The sequence below is a fragment of the Ideonella azotifigens genome (assembly GCF_006519715.1).
Lineage (GTDB): Bacteria > Pseudomonadota > Gammaproteobacteria > Burkholderiales > Burkholderiaceae_C > Ideonella > Ideonella azotifigens.
In genome coordinates this window covers 1-22,980 of sequence record NZ_VIDT01000010.1, presented here as the reverse complement: position 1 = coordinate 22,980, position 22,980 = coordinate 1, and the positions used below count along the sequence as shown (strand labels likewise).

The following is a 22,980-nucleotide window of genomic DNA, read 5'->3' as shown; positions in this document are numbered from 1 at the left end:
GCATCTCGCCGCAATTTTTTCAGGAGTGCCGCATGGCCAAGGTTCTGGTTCTTTACTACTCGTCCTATGGACACGTTGAACAACTGGCCCAAGCGGTCGCCGAAGGGGCCCGCGCTGGCGGAGCTTCCGTCGTGGACGTCAAGCGTGTTCCCGAAACGGTCCCTGAGCAAATCGCAAAGGGCGCGCACTTCAAGCTGAAGCAAGCCGCTGCTGTGGCAACGGTGGCTGAGCTGGAGCAGTACGACGCCATCATCGTTGGAACGCCAACTCGCTACGGCCGCATGGCTTCGCAGATGGCTGCGTTCCTTGACCAAACCGGTGGCCTGTGGGCCCGCGGCGCGCTGAACGGCAAGGTGGGTGGTGCGTTCACCTCGACAGCCACTCAGCACGGTGGGCAAGAACAAACGCTGTTCTCGGTCATCACGAACCTCTTGCACTTTGGCATGGTCATCGTTGGCTTGCCCTACAGCCACGCCGGGCAGATGACCGTGAGCGAAATCGTTGGCGGCTCACCATACGGTGCTTCGACGGTGGCTGCCGGCGACGGCTCCCGTCAGCCCACGGAGATCGACTTGGCAGGCGCGCGTCACCAGGGCGAGCAGGTGGCCAAGACTGCCGTCAAGCTCTTCGGCTAATCGACAGACGGCACATCGGCCAGCCACGCTGCAGCTGGCAGCTGCCTGACAGACTGGCCGATGGCCGGGGCACCACTGAAGGAAAAGCTGACCGCCAGAAGGACAGCTGCGCTCAAGCCAGCGATACAACGCCAGCCCGGGCTGGCGCACCGTGGCTTCGGCCAAAAGTGATGAACGGTCTCGGGGTGGGCTGGGTTGGCAGCGACGTGAGCTTTCACAATCTCCCAGATGAAGAGGTTGAAGCTTCCGACCTTGCTGCCGTCGTGCAGCTTGCACTCGAAGTTGGCATATGCCTCCCCGATGAGTGGTGCATCGACATCGTCGGCACTCTGGGCCGTGAGTCCAAAATGCTCGAACTTATCGAGTCCTTGCCGGTCGTGTTTCCGATGCCAGCTTCCTGCGATTACCAGGGTTGGTCGGTAGGCAGCACGAACAGCTCGGCCACGTCGACGTGCGCCGGAGCCTGCAGGGCGAACAGCACCGTATCGGCGATGTTGTCGCTGCTCAGGAAAGACATCTGCTCGCGCAGGCCCTCCATCTGGTCGCGGTAGCCCTTGTCAGTGATGTGATTGAACAGCTCGGTGTCCACGGCGCCGGGCTGGATGCTGGTGACGCGGATGTTGTGCTTCTTGCCAACTTCCAGGCGCAATGCCTCGGTGAAGGCAGACACGGCGTGCTTCGTCGCACAGTACACAGCCAGACCCGGGAACACCTTGCGGCCGGCGATGGACGACGTGTTCACGAAGTGACCAGAGCCGCGCTTGATGAGCTGCGGCAGTGTCGCCGCGGTGCTGTTCATCAGACCCTTGACGTTGACGTCGACCATGCGGTGCCACTCGTCGACCTTCAGTGTCTCGACGTCGGAGATGGGCATCAGGCCAGCGTTGTTGAAGACGATGTCCAGACCGCCATAGGTCTCGACCAGCTTGTTGACGCCTGCTTCAACGGACCCACGGTCCACCACGTCCATCTGGATGGCGATGGCTTCGCCGCCGGCGGTCTTGATTTGGTCGACCAGCTTGTTCAGCCGGTCCAGGCGACGGGCGGCCAGGCCGACCTTGGCGCCAGCGGCAGCCAGCTTCAGAGCCGTTGCAGCGCCGATGCCACTCGAAGCACCGGTGACCAGAGCGACTTTTCCATTGAGTGTCATGACAGTTCCTTTCGGCAGTTGGGTTGGAGGTCGCGGTGGCTACGAATCGCTTGTCTTCCGTAGCTGCCACGGTTCCCATGGTGCCGATGGATGTTTGCTTGGTCGCTCGTGGTTTTGCTCTCGATATCGAAGTTTTGCTGCCGGCTCTCGGGGGGGGCTCAGCGAACGCTTCGATAGTCGCTTGGAAGCACGCCAACCTCCTTGCGAAACACCTGCGCAAAATGGCTTGGACTGGCGTACCCCACCTCCAAGCCCACTTCCACGATTGGCATGTCCGTTTCTCTCAAGAGACGACGTGCGCGTTCCATGCGCAATCGGGTGAGGTACTGCGACGGTGAGAAGCCAGTGCTCTTTTTGAAGGCGCGAGAGAAGTGCGAGTCGCTCAGCTGAACCTCACGCGCCAGACGGCTCAGGTCAAGCTCTTGGTCAAGACGCTCCTGCATTGCGTGAAGAACGCGGTGCATCTTGAATGCCGGGAGGCCCCCATGCGGTGTCGCCGGAACCTGCGCCTCGCTCGCATAAGAGCGAACCAGGTGAACAGCCAGGCTGCTCGCCAGGCCCTGGACCAGCATCGTGCTGGGCGTGCGCCTGTCAACAAGCTCGTCGCGAAGCATGCGCAATTGATTGCTGATGATGGCATCGCTGCCGCCGGAGATTTCGCGTAGCTGCACGGTCCCAGCCTCTGGCCCGAGGACGTCGATGACGGCCCGGCGAACGAGTGGCAGACCGAGGTAGACGTGCATCACCCGGAACGGCTCATGGGTGAGCGTTCGCCAGCGCAGCTCGCACGGGCGGGGAGACGTTTGAAGGAAGAAGTCGCCCTCCCTGACCTCATTGGCCATCCATTCGCCCTGCAGTGGTCGCTCCTCTACCAGCGCGGTTCCCGACACGACCCACACGATGAGTGGCTCCGGAACAGCCGGTATCAGGAGACTGTCCTGAACAGGCCTGCGGGTGTACATCTGGACAAGGAGGTCACGCCATGGCGTTCCCTTGCTGGTCGCAATCAGTTCGCCGGGAACACGTTCGTCGAGTGCCTCGGCGGTGCCAAGTTCGAAGTCCATGGTTCCTCGCACTTCAGTTTTCGGTCAGTTTGCGCGGCGGGGCACGGGCGCCGCGTCAGGCATTTCCATGTCGGCGCCAATTGGCCGTGGCTCGGAAATATCCCAGGCGCGCTGCCCGCGCCATGCGCAACGGAATGGCATCGTCCTGCAGGTGCCTCTATACAGGGAGCGGCGTGAAAGGGAAACGCGCTTGCTCCTCGCCGCGATTCAGTGAACCCCGCCCTTTCGCTCCGCCAGCACCTCTTGGACGGCCAGTGCTGCGTTGATGGCTCGCGGAAAGCCGGCGTACGGGGCGGTGTGGATGACCAGTTCCACAAGCTCCTCTCTGCTGCCCCCGACGTTAAGAAAACCGTGGGTGTGCACTTTCAGCTGGGGCCTGGCGTTGCCCATCGCCGCCAACGCTGCAACCGTTACCAGCTCACGTGTGTGCAGGTCCAGGGCCTGACGCGTGTAGATGTCGCCGAAGGCGAACTCGATGATGAATCGTCCTAGGTCGGGCGCAATCGCGGCAAGAGACGCGATGACTTTCTCTCCCGCTGAGCCGTCAATCGCTCCCAACGCTGCCAGGCCGGCTTGGTAGCGCGTGTCACTCGGCGCCTTGGAAGCATCGGGAACAGTTGGCAGTTAAGCCGGCTGGAGGATGTCGCGGAGCGCAGCCACGCCGTTCAGCGCAGCGGGAAAGCCGGCGTAGACCACGAGATGGGTCATGACCTCCACCAACTGCGCCGCCGAAGCCCCGACGTTCAGAGCGCCCCGCAGGTGGAACTTGAGCTGCGGTTCAAGGCCGCCCACGGCTGCGAGCATGGCGACCGTTGCCATCTGGCGCTGCAGGAGCGTCAGGCCAGGCCTCGCGTAAACCTGCCCATATGCAAACGAGATGGCCAAGTCGGCGAGGTCCGGCGCCACGTCGCGCAGCGAGGCGATGATGCTTGGCGTATCTGTTGCCTCGATTGTCTTGAGAATTTTCAGGCCAGCGTCTCTTGTTGTGTCCGATGACATGAATTGCTCCTTGTCCCTGTGCGAGTTCATTGGCCACCTGCATCGCGCAGGCGAGAGACGTCCTTGGATGGAGGAACGCCAAATAGCCGGCTGTACTCACGACTGAATTGGGAGGCGCTCTCGTAGCCAACCGTGTAGCCTGCGCGCGAGACTTCAATCCCTTCGCTCAGGAGCAGACGCCTTGCTTCCTGCAAACGAAGCTGCTTCTGGTACTGAAGTGGGCTCATCGACGTCACTGCACGAAAATGGTGGTGCAGCGACGATGTGCTCATGCAGCAATCACGCGCCAGTTCATCTACCTTCAGCGGTTCGGCGAAGTTGGATTTGAGCCAGGAAACGGCGCGCAACACCCGGCTGGCGTGGCTGTCGGTTCTTGCCACTTGGGCCAGTCGTTCGCCCTGTTCGCTGCGCAGCAGTCGGTACACCAGTTCACGGGCCGCCAGCGGCGCCAGCATGGCAGCATCTTCCGGCGAGTCGAGCAGCCGCATGAGGCGTATGGCTGCGTCCAACATGCCGTCCGTGACCTTGCTCAGGAACAGACCCCGCGAGGTTTTGGCTCGGGGAACCGCCGGAGGGCCGAGTTGCAGTACCAGCTCTGATACTTCTGCTGGGTCCAGGTCCAGACGGAAGCACAGGTACGGCGCATTGAACGTTGCGTGGGTGACCTGGGCGCTGATGGGCAGGTCCGTGGAGAACACCAGGAATCTGGATGCATCGTAGGTGTAGACCTCATCGCGCAACATGACGCGCTTGCCACCCTGGGCGATGATGCAGACAGCGGGCTGGTGCAATGCGTGGACCAGTTCCTCGCTGGGAGCGGACAGCTTGATGGCCGACAGTCTCGGAATGGATGTCGGGCAGATTCCTTCTTGAGGGGCATGTCGCTCGACCAACCCGGCGAGCTCGCGAATGCGGCCCGCGTCGGGCGGCGGGAGGTTCGGCACGGCGGCGAATCGAGGCGCCGCAGCGGTTGAAGCGATGTCTTGAGTAGCCATGGCTGAACGTTGCTGTGTAGGAGACTTTCAGGGATGGGCGACGACTGGAATGGGCAAGCCAAACTCGGCAAGCCGGCCTGGCGACATTAGCAGGACGACGCGCTCTCATCCAAAAGGGGTAGGGAGGCCTTGGTGTTCCCGAAAGCGCCTGACGTCCCTGGCTGGTGGTGCGCCGAACATGCGGGCGTATTCGCGGCTGAATTGAGAAGCGCTCTCGTAGCCGACGCGATGACCTGCACTTGCCGCGTCCAGTCGCTCGGCGATGAGCATGCGTCGGGCTTCTTGCAGTCTCAGGTTCTTCTGATACTGCAGCGGGCTCATCGCGGTGGCTGCCTTGAAATGGGTGCGAAGCGCGGAAACACTTAGATGGGCCATCTCGGCCATCCTGTCCAGTTCCAGCGGTCCGTGGTAGTTCTCGCGGAGCCAATCGATCGCCCTGGCTACGCGATGGCTCGCGCTGTCCGTCAGCGCCAGCTGTGCGAGTTGGTGGCCACAAGGGCCTCTGAGCAGCCGATACAAGATTTCGCGAATGGTCAGCGGAGCCAACGGCTTAATGTCCTCCGGCGTATCCAGTAGCCTCACCAGTCGCACCATGGCGTCGAGCAGCGAGGGGGTGACGTCGGCGGTCACGATGCCGCGAGAGGCGCCTTGCTTGAGGGTCTGGCTCTTCATGCCCATGCCAAGCATCAGCGAGGCCAGTTCCTTGGTGTCGTATTCCAACCGGATGGCGAGATACGGCAACTCGGGTGTCGCGTCGATGACTTGACCGGAGACCGGCAAATGCTGAGACACGACGAGGTACGTGTTCGGGTCGTAGACGTAGGCCTCGCCGCCGAGCAGGAGCCGCTTGCTGCCCTGAGCGAGCATGCACACAGCAGGTTCATGGACAGCGTGAACCGGGTGGTCGACTCGGTGCACGCGTATCAGCGTCAGGCGAGGGACTTTCGTGAAGAAGACGCCTTCACGAGGTGCGTGCCGCTTGATGCACGCTGCAAGTTCCGCCCTGCGCAACATGACCTGCAGGACCGAATCTTGGCGTTCCTGGCGCATGGAAGTTGCGGTGTTGCTGGACATGGCGCCAGCTTAGAACTCTGCGCACTGATTTGGGCGCATCGTGGGTCTTCGCAAGCGCCGAGTGCAAGCATCCGCGAGAAATAGACAAGTGACCTTTTGGGCCCGTCATCGCAAAGCCACGCAGTTTGCAGGAACAGGCAAATTGGCAAGCCAATCCGGCCAATGTCATCGTGCCTCGCTTCCTAGACTTCTTCTCATCCCACGCAACGAATCGTTGGAGAGATGCGATGAAGCGAGAAACCTCAACTTACGGAATCACGGTCCTGCTTTCCGTTGCTTCGGCGGTGATGTGGGCCGCACCGGATGCCGCATGGGCCGCCCGGGGCAACAGTTCTGAACCCCAAAGCACAGGATCAACCATGAGCACGACAGCCACGCAAAGCCATTCCGCCAAGACCGAGCGTCACGACAGCCACCCCTACGCGGGCATGTGGGTCACCGCGGACGGCTACATCCGGCATGAACTTCTTTCGAATGGTCGTTACGACGAGGCCCGTGGAAAGAGGCAGAGCGCGTACCAAGGTCGCTACCGCGTCACGGGCAACCACATCGACTACGTCGACGACACCGGCTTCACCGCCGACGGGGAGTTCCGCGATGGCGTTCTTCACCACGCAGGGATGGTCTTGTACCGCGAGGACAAGCGCGATTGACCCGGACTCTCGGCTCGATTCGGGCGCTTCAGGTCGCTGGAGCGCCCGAAGTCGTTTCGGGCGCCCGAGCGGCCATGTGGAAGCGGTAGTAGCCCACGCAATTGCTGAGCAGGAAACCTGCCTCGGCCAGAACACTCACCCAAGCGTCGATGTGCACGTTATGCGCAATCCAAAGTCCCGACCCGAGCATCATCTGTAGTCGCATCCGGCGGTCCGATGCGTTGAAAGCCGCATGCGTTTGGATGCAGTTTCCAAGCCATGCCAAGCAGCTCGCTGAGGAGAGGGGAAGCGCAACGAATACCGCTGTGGCGGTGAAAAGAAAGATCTGCTCGACGCGTGGTGAGCGGGTTACGCTGCTCACGAGGAATCGCAGGCTTGCCAACAGCATCATGGCCGCCGACGCCCAGGCATCGAGCAACGCATACTGAGCGGCAAGCAGACATGTCGAAGCGCTCAGAGCCGCGAGTACCAGTTCCTTTCGGCGAATCTGGAACGACGCAAGGTCCAGCAGAAACGAAACCGCCGCAAGGCCTTGAGCAAGAATGAAATACAGCTTCACGGACAGCGCCAATGGCAGGTTGGGGAGCCTCATCCTCGTTGCATCGACGGAGGCTGCCATTAACGTTTGTTAAGTCTGCCGCGTATCCGCGACAGCGACACTTCGGTGATGCCGATGTAGGCCGCGAGCTGTTTTTGGCTCAGCAGGCTCGTCCACACGGGGAAGTGCTTGAGGACATATTGGTAGCGCTGCGCGGGGGAATGGAGGAGGAACATCTCCTCCTTGCGTTCCTTGAAAGCGAGCTGCATGCGAAGCAACCGCAGTACTGTGGCCTCTGCGTCCCTGGTATCGAGCCAGCTCAGCGGAATTTCGGTGACAACCGAGTCCTCCGCCGCCTCGATCTGGTAGCTGGCAGGCTGGCCGGTGAGCCAGGACAGATAGAGGAAGCAGAACTCACCGGGGAAGTAGAACTCCTTCACCCTTTCGCTGCCGCTCTCTGTGTAATGGCAGGCCTTCAAGATGCCGCCGTGAACAAACCAGATGCTGTGTTGGTGCTGCCCCTGATGTTGCAAAACGCTGGCTGACCGTATTTCAATCGGCTCGGCCACAAGCGGTGCGGGGAGGTCAGCCCAACCAGGCGCAGATGTAGAAGAGGGACTTCTGCTCACGGCATTTCCTAGACACTGGCGATGCGGGCCTGTGCCGCAGCTGATGCGTTCAGCTCGGCCCAATCGAGCTCCTCCTCGATGACGTGGAAAACGTCGTCCTCGATTTCCCCAGAGGCCCTGAGCTCGTGTAGCAAACGCCTCTGGGACCGTAGCGCTTGTAGCCGGGCTTCGTCCAATTCTGTGACGGTGGAGGCCTCAGCAGGGTTGCTCAGAGCGCGGCGGTCGGCCCGGAGCTCTTGAATGACTTCTGCTACGCCCGGTTTGTGGGTCTCTTGCCCTTCGAGCACTTGGAGAGCGGCGTCGACCAGCCTTGTCCTGGCAGAAGCGAGCTCGTGCTCAAGCGAATGATCGGGCTGTATGCCCAGCCGCTTGATGAGCGGGCCCAGGGTCAGACCCTGCAAGACGAGAGTTCCCAACACCACCGCGAAGGCCGCGAGCACGATGGTGTCGCGACCTGGGAAGTCCGCGGGGAGGGCAAAAGCTGTCGCTAGCGTGACCAAGCCACGCATGCCGGACCACCCGACCAGCACGCCCACTCGTTTGGGCGCCACCGGGACTTCAACGCCCAGGCGTTCGAACGCAGGATGGAGCGCGCGGATGACGGTCCCATAGGCGAGCACCCAGGCCAGACGCACGACGATGACGGTGCCAAGCACGGCCCCAGCGAAGGCAAGTGCATCCATGCGCGCTTGACCGGACAGTTGGGCAATGATGTTGCGCGCTTGGAGTCCCATCAGCAGGAATGCCAAAACATTCAGCGCGAACACTGCGGCGCCCCATACGGCGTACGAGTGGACGCGGTCGCGGGCGTTGCTCCGGGAGGGGAAGTAGCGGGCGACGGTCATGCCGAACACGACGACGGCAATGATTGGGGAAATCTTCAGATGTTCTGCAATGAGCCATGCGCCGAAGGTCATCACGAACTCGACGATGGTGGCCGACATCGTGCCGGCCACGATAGGGGCCAGATGCACGAAGGCTTTGCCGAGCAAGTACCCCAGCAGGGCGCCAGCTGGTACCGACGCGGCCAGAATAGGTAGCTGAGATGAGATGGCCAGGTGCGGGGTCATGGCTGCCGCGGCGGCCGCGCCGAAGATGAGTAGCGCCACGGCATCATTGAGCAGGCTCTCGCCGTTGATGATGGACAGTGTCCTGCGTGGGATACGGAAGTTCTGCATCACGGTCGTTCCAGCCACCGCATCAGGCGGAGCGACGATGGCTCCAAGGGTGATGGCCGCAGCCAAAGGCAGGCCTCCGTGAGCCCATCCCACCCAAGCAACAGCCGCCGTGGTGAGAAGCACCGCCACCACGACGAGCGCGGTCAACGGCAACCAGTTTCTGACAAGTTCCCGCGGCGAGGTGTCGTAAGCCGCATCGAGAAGCGCCGGGGCGATGAAGAGGACCAGTGCCAGATGAGGCTCGATGCTCACTTGCGGCGCCCATGGCAGCAGCCCCGCCACCGCGCCCGCGAGCGCGAGCATGGAGGGATAAGGCAAGGACATGCGTCGTGATACCTGTAGCAGCAAGACCGCCAGGGCAAGGAGAAGAAGCATGTTTTCGAAGAGTTGCATGGCCGCCACCGTGTTGTTCCGCAAGCACGCGGGCTCATGGGCAATGTCCGCGCTTTGTCGTCACTCTACAAAGCGGGGCCATGTTCGACTTGCCCGTTCGACCAAGCTACTTGTCGCTTCGTGCAAGCATTGGTGGCGCCTTGCCAGTCTGCAGATGGTGAGGGTCGCTTGAGCTGTTTGCAGAAATTGGCAAGCGGATGCAGCGTTTTAGGCAGGTGCCGGTCGGCGGTGATTCCTAGACTTTCTTCACCTCATCAGCGAGGTTCAACTGAAAGGAACCACCATGAACACCCAACAGAACGTCGACCGCATCCGCGCCTTGTATGAAGCCGTGAACACCAAGGACTTGGAGACCATCGCTGGCTTCGGTGCTCCCGAGAGTGAATGGCTGGATGTCCCGTTCAACTTCACCTCTACCGGTGTCAATGCCATCATTGACCCGTGGAAGAGCTGGTTCAATATCTTCCCGGATGCGACCTGCGAAGTGCGCAGCCTGACGGCCCTTGGGGACCACGTCGTCGCACAGGGCATCGGCCGCGGTACCCACGAAGGTGTCTTTCACTCACCGGCCGGCACCATCGAACCGACAGGCCGCAAGATGCAGGTGAACTTCTGCGATGTCTACCAACTCAAGGACGGGAAGATTGTCCGTGCTGACAGTTACTTCGACTTCTATGGCCTGCACAAGCAGCTGGTTCAGGACCTCGCCGTTGCCGCCTGATCACTGGCTGTTGAAAGCATCGCGGTTCTGAGCGGCTAGGCCGGGACATCGACTTGATGGTCGGTGCCCGGTCTTTTTCTCTGGGCGCTCATGGCGCTACGGAGCTGCGAAGCTTGCTGGCCGTGACGATGAGGTCAACCACTGCCTTCGGTTGAGACACGAGCACTGAATGGCTGGCCTTGACCTCGACCGTCTGAGCTTTCGCTCGTTCGTACATGAAGCGCTGCAGGTCTGGGCTCACAGTCTTGTCGTCGGTCGTGACGAGGGCGTAGGTCGGCTTCAGATGCCAAGCTGCGGTTTGCAGCTTCGCGCCGAACGCTTCGCCATTGGTCAGTACCTGGTTGGCGGCAGCGAAGTCGGAATAGGACTTGGGCGTGTCGGCACCGATGACCTCACGCCACTTCGACCGGTCGACGTAGATGTAGCCGTCTGGCGTGGCTTGCACCGCCTTCAGGCTTTCCATCGGGTATTTTCCGTTCAGGTCGGCGACGCTCTCTTCGGCGTCGGGAGCATGTGCCGCAACATAGACGAGCGCCTTGACCTTCTCGTCGCTTCCTGCGGCGGTGATGACGGCTCCGCCGTAGCTGTGACCGACAAGGACGACCGGACCGTCCTGCAGCGAAAGGACTCGTTGGGTGGCGGCGACGTCGGCGCCAAAGCTGGTCAGCGGGTGCTGGGCGATGGTGACGTGGTAACCCTTTTGAGATAACTCGCGATAGACCTGTTCCCAGTAGGAGCCGTCAACTGTGGCGCCATGGACCAGGACGACGTTTTTGATGACGGTGTCGGCATGCGCAGGCACAGCTGGCGCGGCGGTCACTGCGCTTGCGACCATGGTGGTGGCGCTGAGGATGGCGACGGCGAGGGCGGGAATTGGCTTCATGGCTTGAATCGGATTTGGTGAGGTGCGTCAGCGGTGGACCGCCCGTGATGGAAGGTCCACCCATCGGTTCAGCGTGCGGTGCTCAAAACGCCGGTCACTTCAGACTTGCGCTCGTCCAGACTCAGCGTGCCACCGCCAAAGGCGACGAACTGCAGCAGCCCGCCGGCCATGGCCAGGTTCTTCAGGAAGTGGAACATCTGGTTCTGGTCGCCCAGTGCGTTGTGGAACAGCACCGCAGAGACGACAGAGAACGCAGCAAGAGCAGCGGCGACCCAGCGGGTGCGATAGCCGAGCACCAGCAGCAGTCCGCCACCCAGCTCGGCGGCCAGAGCACCCGCGTATGCGAGCTCGGGCAGGGGCAGGCCGACCGACGCGATGTAGCCGATGGTGGCGCTCGGAGCCGTCAGCTTGCCGAAGCCACTGACCAAGAAGATGGTGGCGATGAGCAGGCGGCCGAGCAGCGGCAGCACGGACACGTTGACGGGAGTGGAGACGGTATTGGTCGATTGCATGATGAAACTCCTGAATGAAGCTTTGGATTGAAAGGACGTTGGTAAAGAGAAGGGGTAACTTGGGTGAGGTGGGTCTTAGATGGCCCGCCCGCTTGCGCGGAGTTGCTCGCCAAGCCGAGCAATTTCTTGTTCGCCGAGCCGAAGCGCAGCATGGGAGGTGTGAACCGAATACGAGCCCAGCACCAGGTCGTGCGGGTGTTTGCGCGCGGTGCCGAAGATGAAGTCGGAGGCGTGCTCAGCGGTAAGCCGAACCGCCTGGTCGCCTTCTTCGAAGACCACCAACTCATCGGCAATGCGTTCCATGCCGCTCAACAGGGAACCGCTGCCGACATGTAGCCAAGCCACCTGGTGGCTTGGAGGCGGCTGAAGCTCGATGCTTTCGCCTGCGTTCAGTGACACGTGCAGGTACTGGATGCCTTCGGGAGAGTTGACTTTGCTGTGCGCGCCCTGGTACTGGCCAAGGATGACGCGCACCTTGCCCACGACGGGGACTTCGGCAGGCTCGAGGTACTGGCTCTGGGCAGGGGCCAATTCAAGCGCCTCGGGCAAAGCCAGCCACAGCTGGTAGCCGCGCAGGCGCTGGCCGGGCAGCGGCACACCGTCATGCCATACGCCCTTTCCGGCCCGCATCCATTCCACGGAACCTGCCTTCAGCACGCCGCTGGCGCCAGTGGTGTCTTCGTAGCGCATGCCGCCCTCCAGCAGGACTGTCGTGGTTGCAATGCCCGAATGCGGATGCATCGGGAACATCGTCTCGCCGGTCGACTGGAAGTCGAAGTAGTCCAGGAAGACGAACGGCTTGAGATAGCTGCCCGCCATGCCGGGACTCACAAGGCGGTTCACTGGCCCGTGGATGCGACCGCTGGTGCGAGCGGCGATGCCGCGGTGAGAAGTGTGCGCATCGCTGGCCCGGTGCAAAGCCCGTTCAGAGGTACTGGTTTGATGCGGCATTTGGTAGATGGCTTTCATGTCTGTGCTCCGTCTAATGCGATGGAACGAAGCTTAAAAACTGGACAGCCAGCTGGGAAGCCTATATGTTTAGATGGAATCCATCATCGGGAGCGATAGATGCTCGACGGCGTCTCTCTGGACCAACTTCGCACCTTCATTGCTGCCGCCGAGGAGGGCAGCTTTTCCGCCGCAGGCCGCAAGCTCAGACGCGCCCAGTCCGTGGTGAGCCAGACGCTGGCCAATCTGGAGGGCCAACTCCGGGTGACTCTGTTCGACCGTTCAGCCCGGTATCCGGTGCTGACGGAGGAGGGCAAGGCACTGCTGGGCGAGGCCAAGGCCGTCATTCATGGCATGGACAGCTTCAAGGCTCGCGCGCGCACCCTGTCGGAAGGCCTGGAGCCGGAGTTGTCGGTTGCTGTGGACGTGATGTTCCCGATGAGCGCACTGACAGCGGCCGTAGGAGCCTTCAAGGAACAGTTCCCGACAACGCCGCTGCGGATGTACGTCGAAGCGCTCGGCGCCGTTGTGCAACCGGTGCTGGAAGGGACTTGTCAAATCGGCATCGTCGGCTCGCTTCCCGTCGTGCCGGAAGGGACGAGGTCAGAGGCCCTGGCGCAGGTGCCGATGGTGACCGTCGTCTCGCCATCGCACCCCCTTGCGTCCCTGCAGGGCCCACTCAGCTCCAGCGAGCTGGAGCGCCACGTTCAACTGGTCCTGACCGACCGGACCACGCTGAGCGCAGGTCGCAGCTACGGCGTCCTGGCGGCGCAGATCTGGCGACTGGCGGACCTGGGCGCCAAGCACGCCTTTCTGAAAGCGGGCTTCGGCTGGGGCCACATGCCACGCGAGATGGTGCAGCGAGACATCGACAGCGGCGAACTGGTGTCGCTCAGCCTGGAGGTGCACCAGCCGAGCACGCCCAGCATCGCCATGTACGCCGTTTATCGAGGGGACGCGCCACCCGGGCCAGCCGGGCGATGGTTCATCGCCCGGCTCAAGGAGGCTTGAGTCAATGTATCTGCATTGACGATAAATTCCATCGAAACAAAGAGGCTACCGCGATAGGTCCTGCGTCCCTACTGTCCCTACTCTTCGAACCATGCAGCAACGAGCTGCACCACTTCAAGGAGTAGCAAATGGCACCAAAGGATTTTGAGAACAAGGTGGCGCTGGTCACCGGGGCTGGTTCCGGGATTGGTCGCGAGGCCGCTCGGGCCTTCGCAAGCCGCGGCGCAATCGTCGTTGCGGCGGACCTGAACGAGGGCGGCCTTGCGGCCACCCGAGACCTCATTGCCGAGCTCGGCGGCCGCGTGCTGACGGCGCCGATGGACGTCTCCAGCGAGGCGCAGGTACGTGAGCTCATCGCTCGAATCGACAAGGACCTGGGTCGGTTGGACGTGGCGTTCAACAACGCCGGCATCACGGGTCAGGCACACCGCATCGAGGACTACCCCACGGAAGACTTTGACCGGGTCATTTCGGTCAACCTCAAAAGCGTCTTCCTGGGCATGAAGCACCAGATCCCGCTGCTGCGACGCACCGGCGGCGGCGCCATCGTCAACACCGCGTCGGTGGCGGCCTTGACCGGCCCGGGCGGCATGAGTGCCTATGCGGCGTCGAAGCATGGCGTCCACGGGCTCACTCGAGTCGCGGCCATGGAAAACGCCGCGCATGGCCTGCGCATCAATGCCTTGGCCCCTGGCTGGACCGAGACGCCCATGGTCAAGGAAGCCAGTGCCCAGAACCCCGGCTTCGCAGAGCTCGCTACCTCGGCCATCCCGGCCAAGCGCGGCGCCCTTCCCTCCGAGATTGCCGCTGCTGCAGTGTGGCTGGCCTCTGAGGCCTCTTCTTACGTCATGGGTCAGATGCTCGTCGTGGACGGCGGCATGACCATCGGCGGCTTCGAAATCTGAACCTCTCACTCGAAAGAATCAACATGACTGACACCACCAACATCAGCGAGGCCGCCAAGGCCGTCATTCGTCGAAACACCGCCGAAGTGCAAGGTGGCGGCAACTGGGCCCTGTTTGACGAGCTCTTCTCTGACGACTTCCTGGACCACACGCCGCAGCCGAACTGCACACCCGACAAGGCTGGCGCCCTCGGCCTCTACAAGAAGCTGCGCGAAGCATTCCCGGATTTCCATGCGGTCATCCACTGGCAGCGCTCCGACGGCGATGTCGTGACGACCTACAAGACGTATCACGGCACCCACAAGGGCGATTTCCTGGGCCTTCCCGCCAGCGGCAAACCCATCCACTTTGAAACAGTGGACGCCATGCGAGTGCAAGGCGGAAAGATTACCGAGCACTGGGGCGTCGCCAACCTGTACTCGGTCCTGAAGCAACTGAATGCACTGCCGCAATAAGGAGAGCGACATGAACACCAACATCCTGCAGAACAAAGTCGTCGTCGTCACTGGCGGCTCCAGCGGCATTGGCCGTGCCATCGCCATCAATGCGGCCAGGCATGGCGCCAAGGCGGTGGTGGTTTCAGACATCAGCCCGGACCCTCGCGAAGGCGGTGTGCCAACCACCGACGAAATCAAGGCGCTCGGCGTTGCGACGACCTTTGTGAAGGCGGACGTGAGCAAGAAGGAAGAGGTCGACGCGCTCGTTGAGGCGGCCTCCGAATTCGGTGGCGTGGACGTGATGGTGGCCAATGCCGGCATCAGCCTCAAGGCCGACGGCCCCGACGTTTCTGCTGACGACTTCCGCAAGCTTCTGGCCGTGAATCTGGACGGGACGCTCTTCAGCGCACAAGCCGCAGCCCGTCAGATGAAGGCCAACGGCAAGAAAGGCAGCATCGTGCTCATGGCCAGCATGGGCGGACTCTCCGGTGCAGGCATCACGGTCGCTTATTCGACCAGCAAGGGCGGCGTCGTGCTGATGGCCAAGTCGCTGGCTGACGCGCTGGGACCCGACGGCATTCGCGTGAACGCCGTGGCGCCAGGAACCATCGACACCCACCTGCTGCGCACGGCACCGGGCATTGCCGAGGCTGCAGAAGGTTTCCGCCTGCGCACCCCGCTGCGCCGCCTGGGCCAGCCTTCGGAAATCGGCGACGCCGTTGCATTCCTGGGCTCGGACCTGTCGAGCTACGTGACCGGTACTGCGCTGCTCGTGGATGGCGGCCTGCTCGCCGTCATCTGAGCCCGCCAACGCATTCAAAAACTGCGAAAGAAGTCATCATGAACACCACCATCCGTTACCATTCCTACGGCGGCCCTGAAGTCCTGGAGGTCGAGGACAACCCAGACATCGGCCTGCCCGGCGATGGCCAGGTCCGCCTGCGCCAGCTGGCCATCGGCGTGAATTTCATCGATACGATGTTCCGTCAGGGCGTCTTCCCCCTGCCTGTGCCCGCCATTCCCGGCGTCGAAGGCGTTGGTGTCATCGAGGCGATTGGCCATGGTGTCAACAACGTCCAGGTCGGGCAGCGCGTTGCCTACTACCTGGCCCCGGGCAGCTACACCCAAACGCGGCATGTGGACGCCAGTGCGCTGGTCGCAGTGCCCGATGACCTCGGCGCTGAGCAAGTTGCCGCTGTTCTGACCAAAGGCCTGACGGCCTGGGCCGGCCTCAACGGCTATCACAAGTTGCAGGCCGGGCAGACGGTCTTGGTGCAGGGGGCGTCCAGCGGCGTCGGCAGCCTGCTGGCACGTTGGGCCAAGGCGCGAGGTGCGACCGTCATCGGCACCGCGGGCAGCGAACCAAAGCGTGCCGCGCTCGTGGGTGCCATCGACCACGTCTTGGCCTCTGACGCACCCGACTTGGGAGCGCAGGTGCGTCAGCTCGTTCCGACCGGCGTGGACGTGGTCTACGAGTTCGTCGGCAAGGCGACGTTCGATGCGACGCTTGTGGCGGTGAAAGACGGTGGCACCATCGTCTCCATAGGTTCGGCGTCCGGTGCTCCGAATGTCGACAGGGACGCGGTGGCCAAGCGCGGTCTCAAGATGGTCGGCGGCCCAATGGCCACTTACCTGTCCGGCCGTGTCGAGCAGGCGACCAGTGACGTCTTCAGCGCCCTCAAGGCCGGTGTCTTCGGCGAAGTCGCCATCACCACGTACGCCCTGCGTGACGCCGCCAAGGCGCACGAAGACATCGCGGCTCGCGCCAAGACCGGCTCACTGGTACTGCTGCCTTAATTCTGTTGCTCAGCCTCGCTGCAGCTCATGCCTGTGCGTAGGCGGCGGCGGATGTCGACCGTGTTCTCTGGCGCGAGACCATGGCGCGGATGGCTTGGTGTTTTACCGCGGCATCTTTCGCCGGCGAAACGCCGAACCGGCGCGCGTGGTCCCTATTGAAGCGAGAGGCGTTCGCATGGCCCACACATGGCCCACAAGGTGGCCCGCTGGCCTATGCCAAATGGGGTATCTCACGTCGATGCGTTCGTAGGCTTGGTGCGTCCCGCTCGCGTTGGGGACACTGCGACCTTCGCCGCATGCGGAGGTTCAGCGATGTACGGGAGGCAGACCTCAGACCGAGGAATCTGGGTCGTCCATGAATGTGAAGTTGTTCGGAGGGGGCTCGGCGTCATGCTGAAGGCCATGGGCTGTCAAGTGGGCGAGTTCGAGCGTGACGACGAACTGCCACAGCTGCCAAACCGCGCACTCGTGGTTGCGAGCATGACCGTGGTGAAGCGGCTACTTGAAGATGCGGCGCCGACGCCGGTGGTGATAGCGGTCCTGGATGTTTTTGGTGACCTCTCTGCGCGGGAAATGCTGCGCATGGGGGTGAGAGGCCTGCTCCAGGTCGGGACCACCTCGGAAGAGTTGGCTGCGTGTCTGCTGAAGCTGCGTTCTGGCGGACGCTACATTCCTTTGGAACTCGCTGCGGCCATGGCGGAGAACGCGTACTCGCCGGAGCTCACCAGCAGAGAGTTTGAGGTCCTGCAGTGCCTGGCCGCTGGTTTGCCCAACAAGGCCGTGGGAGAGAAGGTGGGAATCACCGAAGGCACGGTCAAGAGTCATGTGACGTCGATCCTCTCGAAGCTGGGTGCTTCGGGTCGCACGGAAGCGGTGCAAATTTCCGTGCGCCGCGGTCTCATTGCAGTTCCTCATCCTGCACGCCTGGCGGCGCGCTCTGCCGGCCCATTGAGGGCTCTGAATACTCGGACTGCTGAGGAACCATCGCCGCCTGCAGCAGAGGCCCAAGGCGAGCGCGATGGCAAGGACGGTATCGGCCGACGCAGGTAGCGACGCCGCAGGCGCCTCGCGGTTCGCCGTCTGCGCGACAGGCTGCCATCGCGCTGCTCGCAAAGCATGGCGCCAAGCCCATAGCGTGCGGACCTGCAGCCTGTCAATTACGAAGGTATATGGCAGCCTAATTTTGTTGTGGTGCTGGAGTTTCCGAGCAAAGAAGCAGTGAAGCGCTTCCATGACTCACCAGAGTACGAACCTTTGAAGAAAATGCGCTTCGGGGCTGCAAGATCCAACGGCATCGTGGTGGTGGAAACGCGGTTCGCATGACGGGCTGGTCTGGTGCCGGTCGCACCTGGGCGACCGTGCTGCCGAATTGACGGCGGCGGCTCGATTCATGCTTGTTCTCTCCCCCGCCCTGAATCCTCGTCCGCGCTGCCAATGGGAAGAAATCTCGTCCGAGTTTTGCTGGTTGGAATTTTTTGGCTTGGCCCCATTCCGGTCTTGGCAGACCCGTCTCCCATTCCACTCATCAGGCAGTTCCAACACTCAGCTTGGCGCCAAGCCGACGGGGCTCCGTCGAGCATTGCTGGCATCACGGAGGACCGTGAGGGCTTCCTCTGGCTGGGCGCCAAAAGTGGCCTCTACCGTTTCGACGGAGCGACGTTCGAACGCTTCAATTCCCTGGGCGGAGTTCGCCTTCCCGCCAACAGTGTCCAATCCGTGCGCGCGTTCCCTGACGGGCGCTTGTTCATCGGATATCAGATGGGCGGCGTGAGCGTGTTCAAGGACGGGGCGCTGAAGACATACGAGCCTGCCGAGGGACTGCCTACCGGCACGGTCCAATTTTTTCGTCAGGCGCCCGACGGCGCAATTTGGGCTGGCTGTGGGCAGGGCATCGCGCGCTTCGACGGGAAAAGGTGGCAGCGGACCGAACGAAAGGACAAGGGGCACTTTGGCCTCCTGCTGGAGATAGACGCGCGCGGCACCATCTTCACTGACGACGCCAAAGGCGTTTGGTATAGGCGAGTCAACGACGAAGACTTCGTTTTCCTGCCGGGGTCTGAGGGTGAGCTCGCGATGGTCATGGCCGGCGCGGATGGTCGTCTATGGATGATGACGGCTGACAAGCGCAAGTTGCGCGAGGTCATGTACAGAGACGGCTCGTACAAGGTCGGCCAGTCTCAACTCGCACTGCCGGCTTCGGCGTACTCGGACCGACTGGTCGTTGATGCCGACGGGGCGGGGTGGGTTCTTTCCGACGAAGGGGTGACCAGAGTCGTTGACCGTTCTGGAGCCGGCGACCTTACACAAGGGACTTTTGAGAGCTTTCCACAGGCGCAGGGCATGTCAGGCGGCACGACGACCTACATGTTCGAGGATTCGAAGAGAAACATGTGGATTGCAACGACGGGAGGGCTGGACCGCTTTCGGCGCGGAGCGGTGCAGATGCAGTTCCCGGTTGCGAACATGCAGTACCCAGTGGTGGCTCGGTCCCAGGCCGGCGGTGCTTGGGTCGGCACTTCAGACGACGGACTGCTCAGGCTGAACAAGGAGAAGGCCGAACTTTTGAAAATCGGCCCGAAGGAGGAAATCTTCGCCATCGCATCGGCGAACGATGGGGGAGCTTGGGCGGCCTCGTATGACCGGCTTTGGCACGTCACCGACGGTCAACGACTCGAGCTCATGCCGCCTGACGGCGTTGGGCCAAGACGAGGCGGCGCGAATCACGACCGCTATCAGGCGATAGTCGAGGATGCTCAAGGGATTCTCTGGGCCTCAATCACCCGCGCGGGCGTGTTCCGGCGAGTGGGAGACCAGTGGCGTCATGCGTCAGAGTTCCAGGGTGTGCCCAAAGGCACGGCGATAGCCATGGCGGCGGAGACGGACGGCGGCGTTTGGTTGACCTACATGGCGGGGCGAGCACGGCGTGTGGGCGCTGACGGGCAAGTTTTATCTGTAGAGGAAGAAGACGGCTTGACGGTCGGGAACGTCCTTTCCGTCCACGCAAGCAGCGCTGGAACCTGGTTTGGGGGGGAGCGAGGCCTGGTCCTGCGAACGCCCGATGGACACATGTTGCCAATTCGCCTGGAAGCGGCGCAGCCGGAGCTCTCGGGCGTGACCGGCATCGCGCTGTCTCCTTCGGGCGACCTGTGGCTCGCTGAGGTCAACGGCGTCGTCAGAATCTCTCAGGCCGAATGGATGCGTGCAGCGACAGAGAAGAACTACGCGGTGAAGGCGCGTCGCTACGACTTCAGGGATGGATTGGAAGGTGCCATCCCGCAGTTGCAGAAGACGCCGACGCTTGTCGTATCGAATGACGGGGTGGTCTGGGTTGCCACCCAGGCGGGACTGGGCCGCATCGACCCCGCCGAGGAGCTTGCATCGAACCAGGCTCCGAAGGCATTTGTCCGGCAGGTGCTCGCCGACGATGCCGAATTGATTCGGCAGCCCGGCCTGCAGGCCCCGGCGGGCGTCTCGCTGCTCCAAATTGGCTACACGGCACCTCAGCTGTCAGACGCAACTCGTCTGCGCTTTGCCTACCGTTTGGTCGGCTACGACAATGACTGGCACGAGGCAGGCAATCGACGTCAGGCCATCTATACGCATCTGCCCCCAGGCAACTACGAGTTCCTGGTGAGGACGACAACGAATGAAGGTTTGGAGGCGGCAGAGCCAGCTTCGCTGAAGATATCCGTGCTTCCGTTCTATTGGCAGACGCGATGGTTCTACGTCTTGGCTGGTGCTGTGCTTTTGGCCTTGCTGCATCTTGCGTATCGACTGCGGCTGCGTGCCGTGGCCTCTTCAGTTCGAGCGAACATCGAAGCGCGGACCATCGAACGGGAGCGCATTGCGCGCGACCTGCACGATACGGTGCTGCAGGGCGTCACCGCGCTCACTTTGCAGGTGAGGGCGGCCGCGGAGCAGCTTCCAACCGAGAACCCGACAAAAGCTCGGCTGGAGGCGGCACTTCAAGGGGCACGCTCAGTGATGCGAGAGGGGCGCGAACGTTTGGAAGGCTTGCGTGGGGCGCCGAACCTGGAGCGCCTGGCCTCGGGCGCGCTTTCTGAGGCTGTGGCCGAAGCATGTGTCGAACTGGGCCGCCTGCATGTTGAGGCCTCTTATCAAGTCGCGGTTGAAGGCGACGAAGTGGGCATGGAGTTCGACAGGGCCGTTGAGGTCTACAGCATCGCGCGGGAGGCGTTGACCAACGCGTTCCGGCATTCGTCTGCGACACGCATTGAAGCTTTGCTCCTGTATACCCCGGGCGCCTTGCGATTGACGGTAAGCGACAACGGCATCGGACTGCCTTCCGACAGAGCAGATGAAGCACTGAAGGCTGGCCACTTCGGCCTCGTCGGCATGCGCGAGCGCGCCAAATCTCTGGGAGGTGCGCTCGAAATCTTGGGCGGCAGCCCTGGTACGACCGTGCAGCTCACCCTCCCTGTGGCTGAACGCTTGCACAAGCCGAGCCAGTTGGTTCAGCGCCGGCGCCGCATCGAAACCACAACAATCCTTCGGGCGGAGCGCCATGCGTCTACAGAGTAGCGACCGGGGCCGGTCAATGCCAACGCTGCGGCCACACAGCCTGAGAGAACGATGGCGTGGAACGGGGAGGCTTCGGTGTACCAAGCAATCGATAGCACAACTGTCGCAGTCACTGCTGCAGCGCGCGTTCGGTAACCTACCAACAGCAGAATTGCGGATAAAAAGCCGAAGAGTCCAACGACTTGGCCATCGCTCAGCTTCACCACAATCCAGATCAGGCAGCAGAACAGCGTGGCTCGTAGCACCAAAAGTCCAAGACTTTTCTCAGCGCCGAAGATGAGGAGGGACGGATGGGACATCCAAAGAGTATCTGCAACCAGGGCAGTGCGCGCATGCCTATTGATAGGCAAGAAATGGAGAGACCAAATGGTGATGCCCACTGATGACCGGGGCCATGCTTCCGCAATCGCACTGTTGGCCGTCGACGACCACCTGCTCATCCTGAATGGCATTGAGGCCGTGGTGCAACAAAGCCCGGACATCTGCTTCGTAGGTGGAGCGACGACGGCGACAGAAGCGGTGGAGCAGCATCGGAAACTGCGCCCTGACGTGACCTTGATGGACGTGAGTCTGCCCGACATCAATGGAATCGAGGCGCTGAAGCGCATACGCGAAGCGGATCCGCAGGCCAAGGTCATCATCCTCACGACCTATCGCGGTGACATGCTGGCAGTCCAGGCGCTCAAGGCTGGCGCATCAGGATTCATCTTGAAAAGTGCTTTGGAGATGGAACTGGTGGACGCAGTGCGTCGAGTCCACGCCGGCGAGAAATTCATCTCCGCCGAAGTGGCTCGCGATATCGCACTTCGTGTGGACGAGCCTGGCCTGTCCGCGCGCGAAGTCGATGTCCTCAAGCGCGTCGCCGCGGGCGGTTCGAACAAGGCCATCGGACGTCAGCTCGAGATCTCCGAGCAAACTGTCAAGGGCCATCTCTGCCGCATCCTCGCGAAGTTGGGGGCCGCCGACCGTGCCCATGCCGTGGCAATCGCCGTGCAGAGAGGTGTTTTGTGCCTATAGCAACCGCTTTCCCGGCACATTGCTTTCCTTCGTCTTCGCTGCGACCTTTCACAGCGCCCTGAAATCTTCTTCGTCAGCGTGCGCGGCGCCGCCGCCTCGTCGGTGGCTGCCCCGTCCGTGTCGGTCACCCTGGACACCGAGTCCAGGAAGCGCGAAAGGTGGTGCGCGCCAATGTCATGAACGCGGAAATGCCGCCTGGTCCGATGGTCCGGGTGCGGATGTTGTTACCCCGGGGCTCTGAGAATTTCGTCGCGGTCGCTCATCGTGAGAGCCAGCGCCAACCTTGCGTTGGCCCAGGCCGTGATGGCGCGTGCCTGGCCGGGATTCCTGGTCCGCAACGAGCAGCGACCTCACGACGTTTTCGGCTGGCCTGGCCGGGGCCTGAAGGCCCGGCGCTCAAGAGGACGCGAAGAAAGTAGGTACCGCACGGTTTGCGGTACAGCCTTGGTGTCGAAATGGAGCCCAAGTGGCACCCCTGGAAAAGAAAAAGGCTTGTAAGTCGTCGACTCACAAGCCTTCCAGATTTTGGTGGCGCTTCAGGGATTCGAACCCCGGACCTGCGGATTATGATTCCGTCGCTCTAACCGGCTGAGCTAAAGCGCCAACAGCCTTCTATTCTAGGGTGGGAAAAGCGAATTGGGCAAGACTTTTGGGAAAAAAGTTTGCCGGGCGGGTTGGCGCAGGGCGCGCTGCAGCGGCGCATCCTGGGAGCGTGGAAGGGGGAGGGAAGTGCGAGCCTGTTGTGGTGACCGGTGACAATAGGCGGATGTTCAGTTTTTTCCGCAAGAAGCCGGCCGCGCAAGATGCCGCCTCGCCGGCCGAGGCCAGCGCCCCTGCCGCTCCGGCGCCTGCCGTTGAAGCGCCGCCAGCGCCATCGGCACCGTCTGCCTTGAACACCT

Annotated in this window: 25 protein-coding genes and 1 tRNA gene; 12 read left to right on the top strand and 14 right to left on the bottom strand. The window is 62.2% G+C overall.

Features of this window, described 5'->3' with window-relative positions:
• The first annotated feature begins 32 nt into the window (after nt 1–32).
• Complete coding sequence (wrbA, locus tag FKP22_RS01805) at nt 33–635, top strand: NAD(P)H:quinone oxidoreductase (protein ID WP_141284592.1); 603 nt, start codon at nt 33–35, stop codon at nt 633–635.
• Here wrbA and FKP22_RS34475 read toward each other — a convergent pair.
• The 7 genes from FKP22_RS34475 to FKP22_RS01770 all read right to left on the bottom strand — a co-directional run bounded on the left by FKP22_RS34475 (nt 632) and on the right by FKP22_RS01770 (nt 5,917).
• A complete protein-coding gene (locus FKP22_RS34475; protein ID WP_375140551.1) occupies nt 632–1,039 on the bottom strand; it encodes a flavin reductase family protein in 408 nt (135 codons plus the stop codon). The two genes, wrbA and FKP22_RS34475, sit on opposite strands and share 4 nt — an antisense overlap.
• A complete protein-coding gene (locus tag FKP22_RS01795; RefSeq protein ID WP_141284590.1) occupies nt 1,039–1,785 on the bottom strand; it encodes an SDR family oxidoreductase in 747 nt (248 codons plus the stop codon). The genes FKP22_RS34475 and FKP22_RS01795 overlap by 1 nt, the downstream gene beginning before the upstream one ends.
• A 158-nt stretch (nt 1,786–1,943) precedes the next feature.
• The gene (locus FKP22_RS01790; protein ID WP_141284588.1) at nt 1,944–2,849 is read right to left on the bottom strand and encodes a helix-turn-helix domain-containing protein; all 906 of its coding nucleotides are present in this window, start codon (nt 2,847–2,849) and stop codon (nt 1,944–1,946) included.
• Between the two features lie 207 nt (nt 2,850–3,056).
• A complete protein-coding gene (locus FKP22_RS33360; RefSeq protein ID WP_231010217.1) occupies nt 3,057–3,407 on the bottom strand; it encodes a carboxymuconolactone decarboxylase family protein in 351 nt (116 codons plus the stop codon).
• 66 nt (nt 3,408–3,473) lie between these two features.
• Nucleotides 3,474–3,848: a carboxymuconolactone decarboxylase family protein gene (locus FKP22_RS33355; protein WP_141284584.1), complete on the bottom strand. Its 375-nt coding sequence runs from the start codon at nt 3,846–3,848 to the stop codon at nt 3,474–3,476.
• 26 nt (nt 3,849–3,874) lie between these two features.
• Nucleotides 3,875–4,843, bottom strand: coding sequence for an AraC family transcriptional regulator (locus FKP22_RS01775; protein ID WP_141284582.1), 969 nt, complete (start codon nt 4,841–4,843; stop codon nt 3,875–3,877).
• A gap of 105 nt (nt 4,844–4,948) precedes the next feature.
• Complete coding sequence (locus tag FKP22_RS01770; protein ID WP_231010218.1) at nt 4,949–5,917, bottom strand: AraC family transcriptional regulator; 969 nt, start codon at nt 5,915–5,917, stop codon at nt 4,949–4,951.
• Between the two features lie 227 nt (nt 5,918–6,144).
• On the opposite strand from FKP22_RS01770, the gene FKP22_RS01765 reads away from it, so the two are divergent.
• On the top strand, nt 6,145–6,570 hold the full coding sequence (locus tag FKP22_RS01765) for an Atu4866 domain-containing protein (RefSeq protein WP_231010219.1): 426 nt from the start codon (nt 6,145–6,147) through the stop codon (nt 6,568–6,570).
• Nucleotides 6,571–6,598: 28 nt separating this feature from the next.
• Here FKP22_RS01765 and FKP22_RS01760 read toward each other — a convergent pair whose 3' ends face one another.
• The 3 genes from FKP22_RS01760 to FKP22_RS01750 form a co-directional block, all read right to left on the bottom strand.
• Nucleotides 6,599–7,129 carry a YgjV family protein gene (locus tag FKP22_RS01760; protein ID WP_170200699.1) on the bottom strand — a complete coding sequence of 177 codons (531 nt, stop codon included), beginning with the start codon at nt 7,127–7,129 and terminating at the stop codon, nt 6,599–6,601.
• A 59-nt stretch (nt 7,130–7,188) separates the two neighbouring features.
• A complete protein-coding gene (locus FKP22_RS01755; RefSeq protein ID WP_211361273.1) occupies nt 7,189–7,677 on the bottom strand; it encodes a Crp/Fnr family transcriptional regulator in 489 nt (162 codons plus the stop codon).
• A gap of 68 nt (nt 7,678–7,745) precedes the next feature.
• Nucleotides 7,746–9,308: a cation:proton antiporter gene (locus tag FKP22_RS01750; protein WP_141284578.1), complete on the bottom strand. Its 1,563-nt coding sequence runs from the start codon at nt 9,306–9,308 to the stop codon at nt 7,746–7,748.
• A gap of 283 nt (nt 9,309–9,591) precedes the next feature.
• On the opposite strand from FKP22_RS01750, the gene FKP22_RS01745 reads away from it, so the two are divergent.
• Nucleotides 9,592–10,029, top strand: a complete 438-nt coding sequence (locus FKP22_RS01745) for a nuclear transport factor 2 family protein (protein WP_141284576.1) — start codon at nt 9,592–9,594, stop codon at nt 10,027–10,029.
• A gap of 88 nt (nt 10,030–10,117) precedes the next feature.
• Here FKP22_RS01745 and FKP22_RS01740 read toward each other — a convergent pair whose 3' ends face one another.
• The 3 genes from FKP22_RS01740 to FKP22_RS01730 form a co-directional block, all read right to left on the bottom strand.
• Entirely contained in the window at nt 10,118–10,912 is a 795-nt protein-coding gene (locus FKP22_RS01740; RefSeq protein ID WP_211361272.1) for an alpha/beta fold hydrolase, read from the bottom strand.
• A 68-nt stretch (nt 10,913–10,980) separates the two neighbouring features.
• Nucleotides 10,981–11,424 (bottom strand): DoxX family protein, encoded by a 444-nt coding sequence (locus FKP22_RS01735; protein WP_141284574.1) that lies wholly within the window; start codon nt 11,422–11,424, stop codon nt 10,981–10,983.
• A gap of 75 nt (nt 11,425–11,499) precedes the next feature.
• On the bottom strand, nt 11,500–12,393 hold the full coding sequence (locus tag FKP22_RS01730) for a pirin family protein (RefSeq protein WP_231010221.1): 894 nt from the start codon (nt 12,391–12,393) through the stop codon (nt 11,500–11,502).
• Between the two features lie 99 nt (nt 12,394–12,492).
• On the opposite strand from FKP22_RS01730, the gene FKP22_RS01725 reads away from it, so the two are divergent.
• From FKP22_RS01725 to FKP22_RS01685, 9 genes are all read left to right on the top strand, one after another.
• The gene (locus FKP22_RS01725; RefSeq protein WP_141284572.1) at nt 12,493–13,383 is read left to right on the top strand and encodes a LysR family transcriptional regulator; all 891 of its coding nucleotides are present in this window, start codon (nt 12,493–12,495) and stop codon (nt 13,381–13,383) included.
• Nucleotides 13,384–13,511: 128 nt separating this feature from the next.
• The gene (locus tag FKP22_RS01720; protein ID WP_141284570.1) at nt 13,512–14,288 is read left to right on the top strand and encodes an SDR family NAD(P)-dependent oxidoreductase; all 777 of its coding nucleotides are present in this window, start codon (nt 13,512–13,514) and stop codon (nt 14,286–14,288) included.
• Nucleotides 14,289–14,311: 23 nt separating this feature from the next.
• Nucleotides 14,312–14,743, top strand: coding sequence for an ester cyclase (locus tag FKP22_RS01715; RefSeq protein ID WP_141284568.1), 432 nt, complete (start codon nt 14,312–14,314; stop codon nt 14,741–14,743).
• A 10-nt stretch (nt 14,744–14,753) separates the two neighbouring features.
• On the top strand, nt 14,754–15,527 hold the full coding sequence (locus FKP22_RS01710) for an SDR family NAD(P)-dependent oxidoreductase (RefSeq protein ID WP_141284566.1): 774 nt from the start codon (nt 14,754–14,756) through the stop codon (nt 15,525–15,527).
• 38 nt (nt 15,528–15,565) lie between these two features.
• The gene (locus FKP22_RS01705; RefSeq protein WP_141284564.1) at nt 15,566–16,522 is read left to right on the top strand and encodes a quinone oxidoreductase family protein; all 957 of its coding nucleotides are present in this window, start codon (nt 15,566–15,568) and stop codon (nt 16,520–16,522) included.
• Nucleotides 16,523–16,912: 390 nt separating this feature from the next.
• Nucleotides 16,913–17,572 carry a helix-turn-helix transcriptional regulator gene (locus FKP22_RS01700; protein WP_170200698.1) on the top strand — a complete coding sequence of 220 codons (660 nt, stop codon included), beginning with the start codon at nt 16,913–16,915 and terminating at the stop codon, nt 17,570–17,572.
• 93 nt (nt 17,573–17,665) lie between these two features.
• Nucleotides 17,666–17,845, top strand: a complete 180-nt coding sequence (locus FKP22_RS01695; protein WP_141284606.1) for a DUF1330 domain-containing protein — start codon at nt 17,666–17,668, stop codon at nt 17,843–17,845.
• A 174-nt stretch (nt 17,846–18,019) separates the two neighbouring features.
• Nucleotides 18,020–21,064, top strand: a complete 3,045-nt coding sequence (locus FKP22_RS01690; RefSeq protein WP_170200697.1) for a sensor histidine kinase — start codon at nt 18,020–18,022, stop codon at nt 21,062–21,064.
• A gap of 366 nt (nt 21,065–21,430) precedes the next feature.
• On the top strand, nt 21,431–22,081 hold the full coding sequence (locus FKP22_RS01685) for a response regulator (protein WP_211361271.1): 651 nt from the start codon (nt 21,431–21,433) through the stop codon (nt 22,079–22,081).
• Between the two features lie 526 nt (nt 22,082–22,607).
• On the opposite strand, the gene FKP22_RS01680 is transcribed toward FKP22_RS01685, so the two are convergent.
• Nucleotides 22,608–22,684 (bottom strand) — tRNA-Met (locus FKP22_RS01680).
• Nucleotides 22,685–22,980 lie beyond the last annotated feature (296 nt).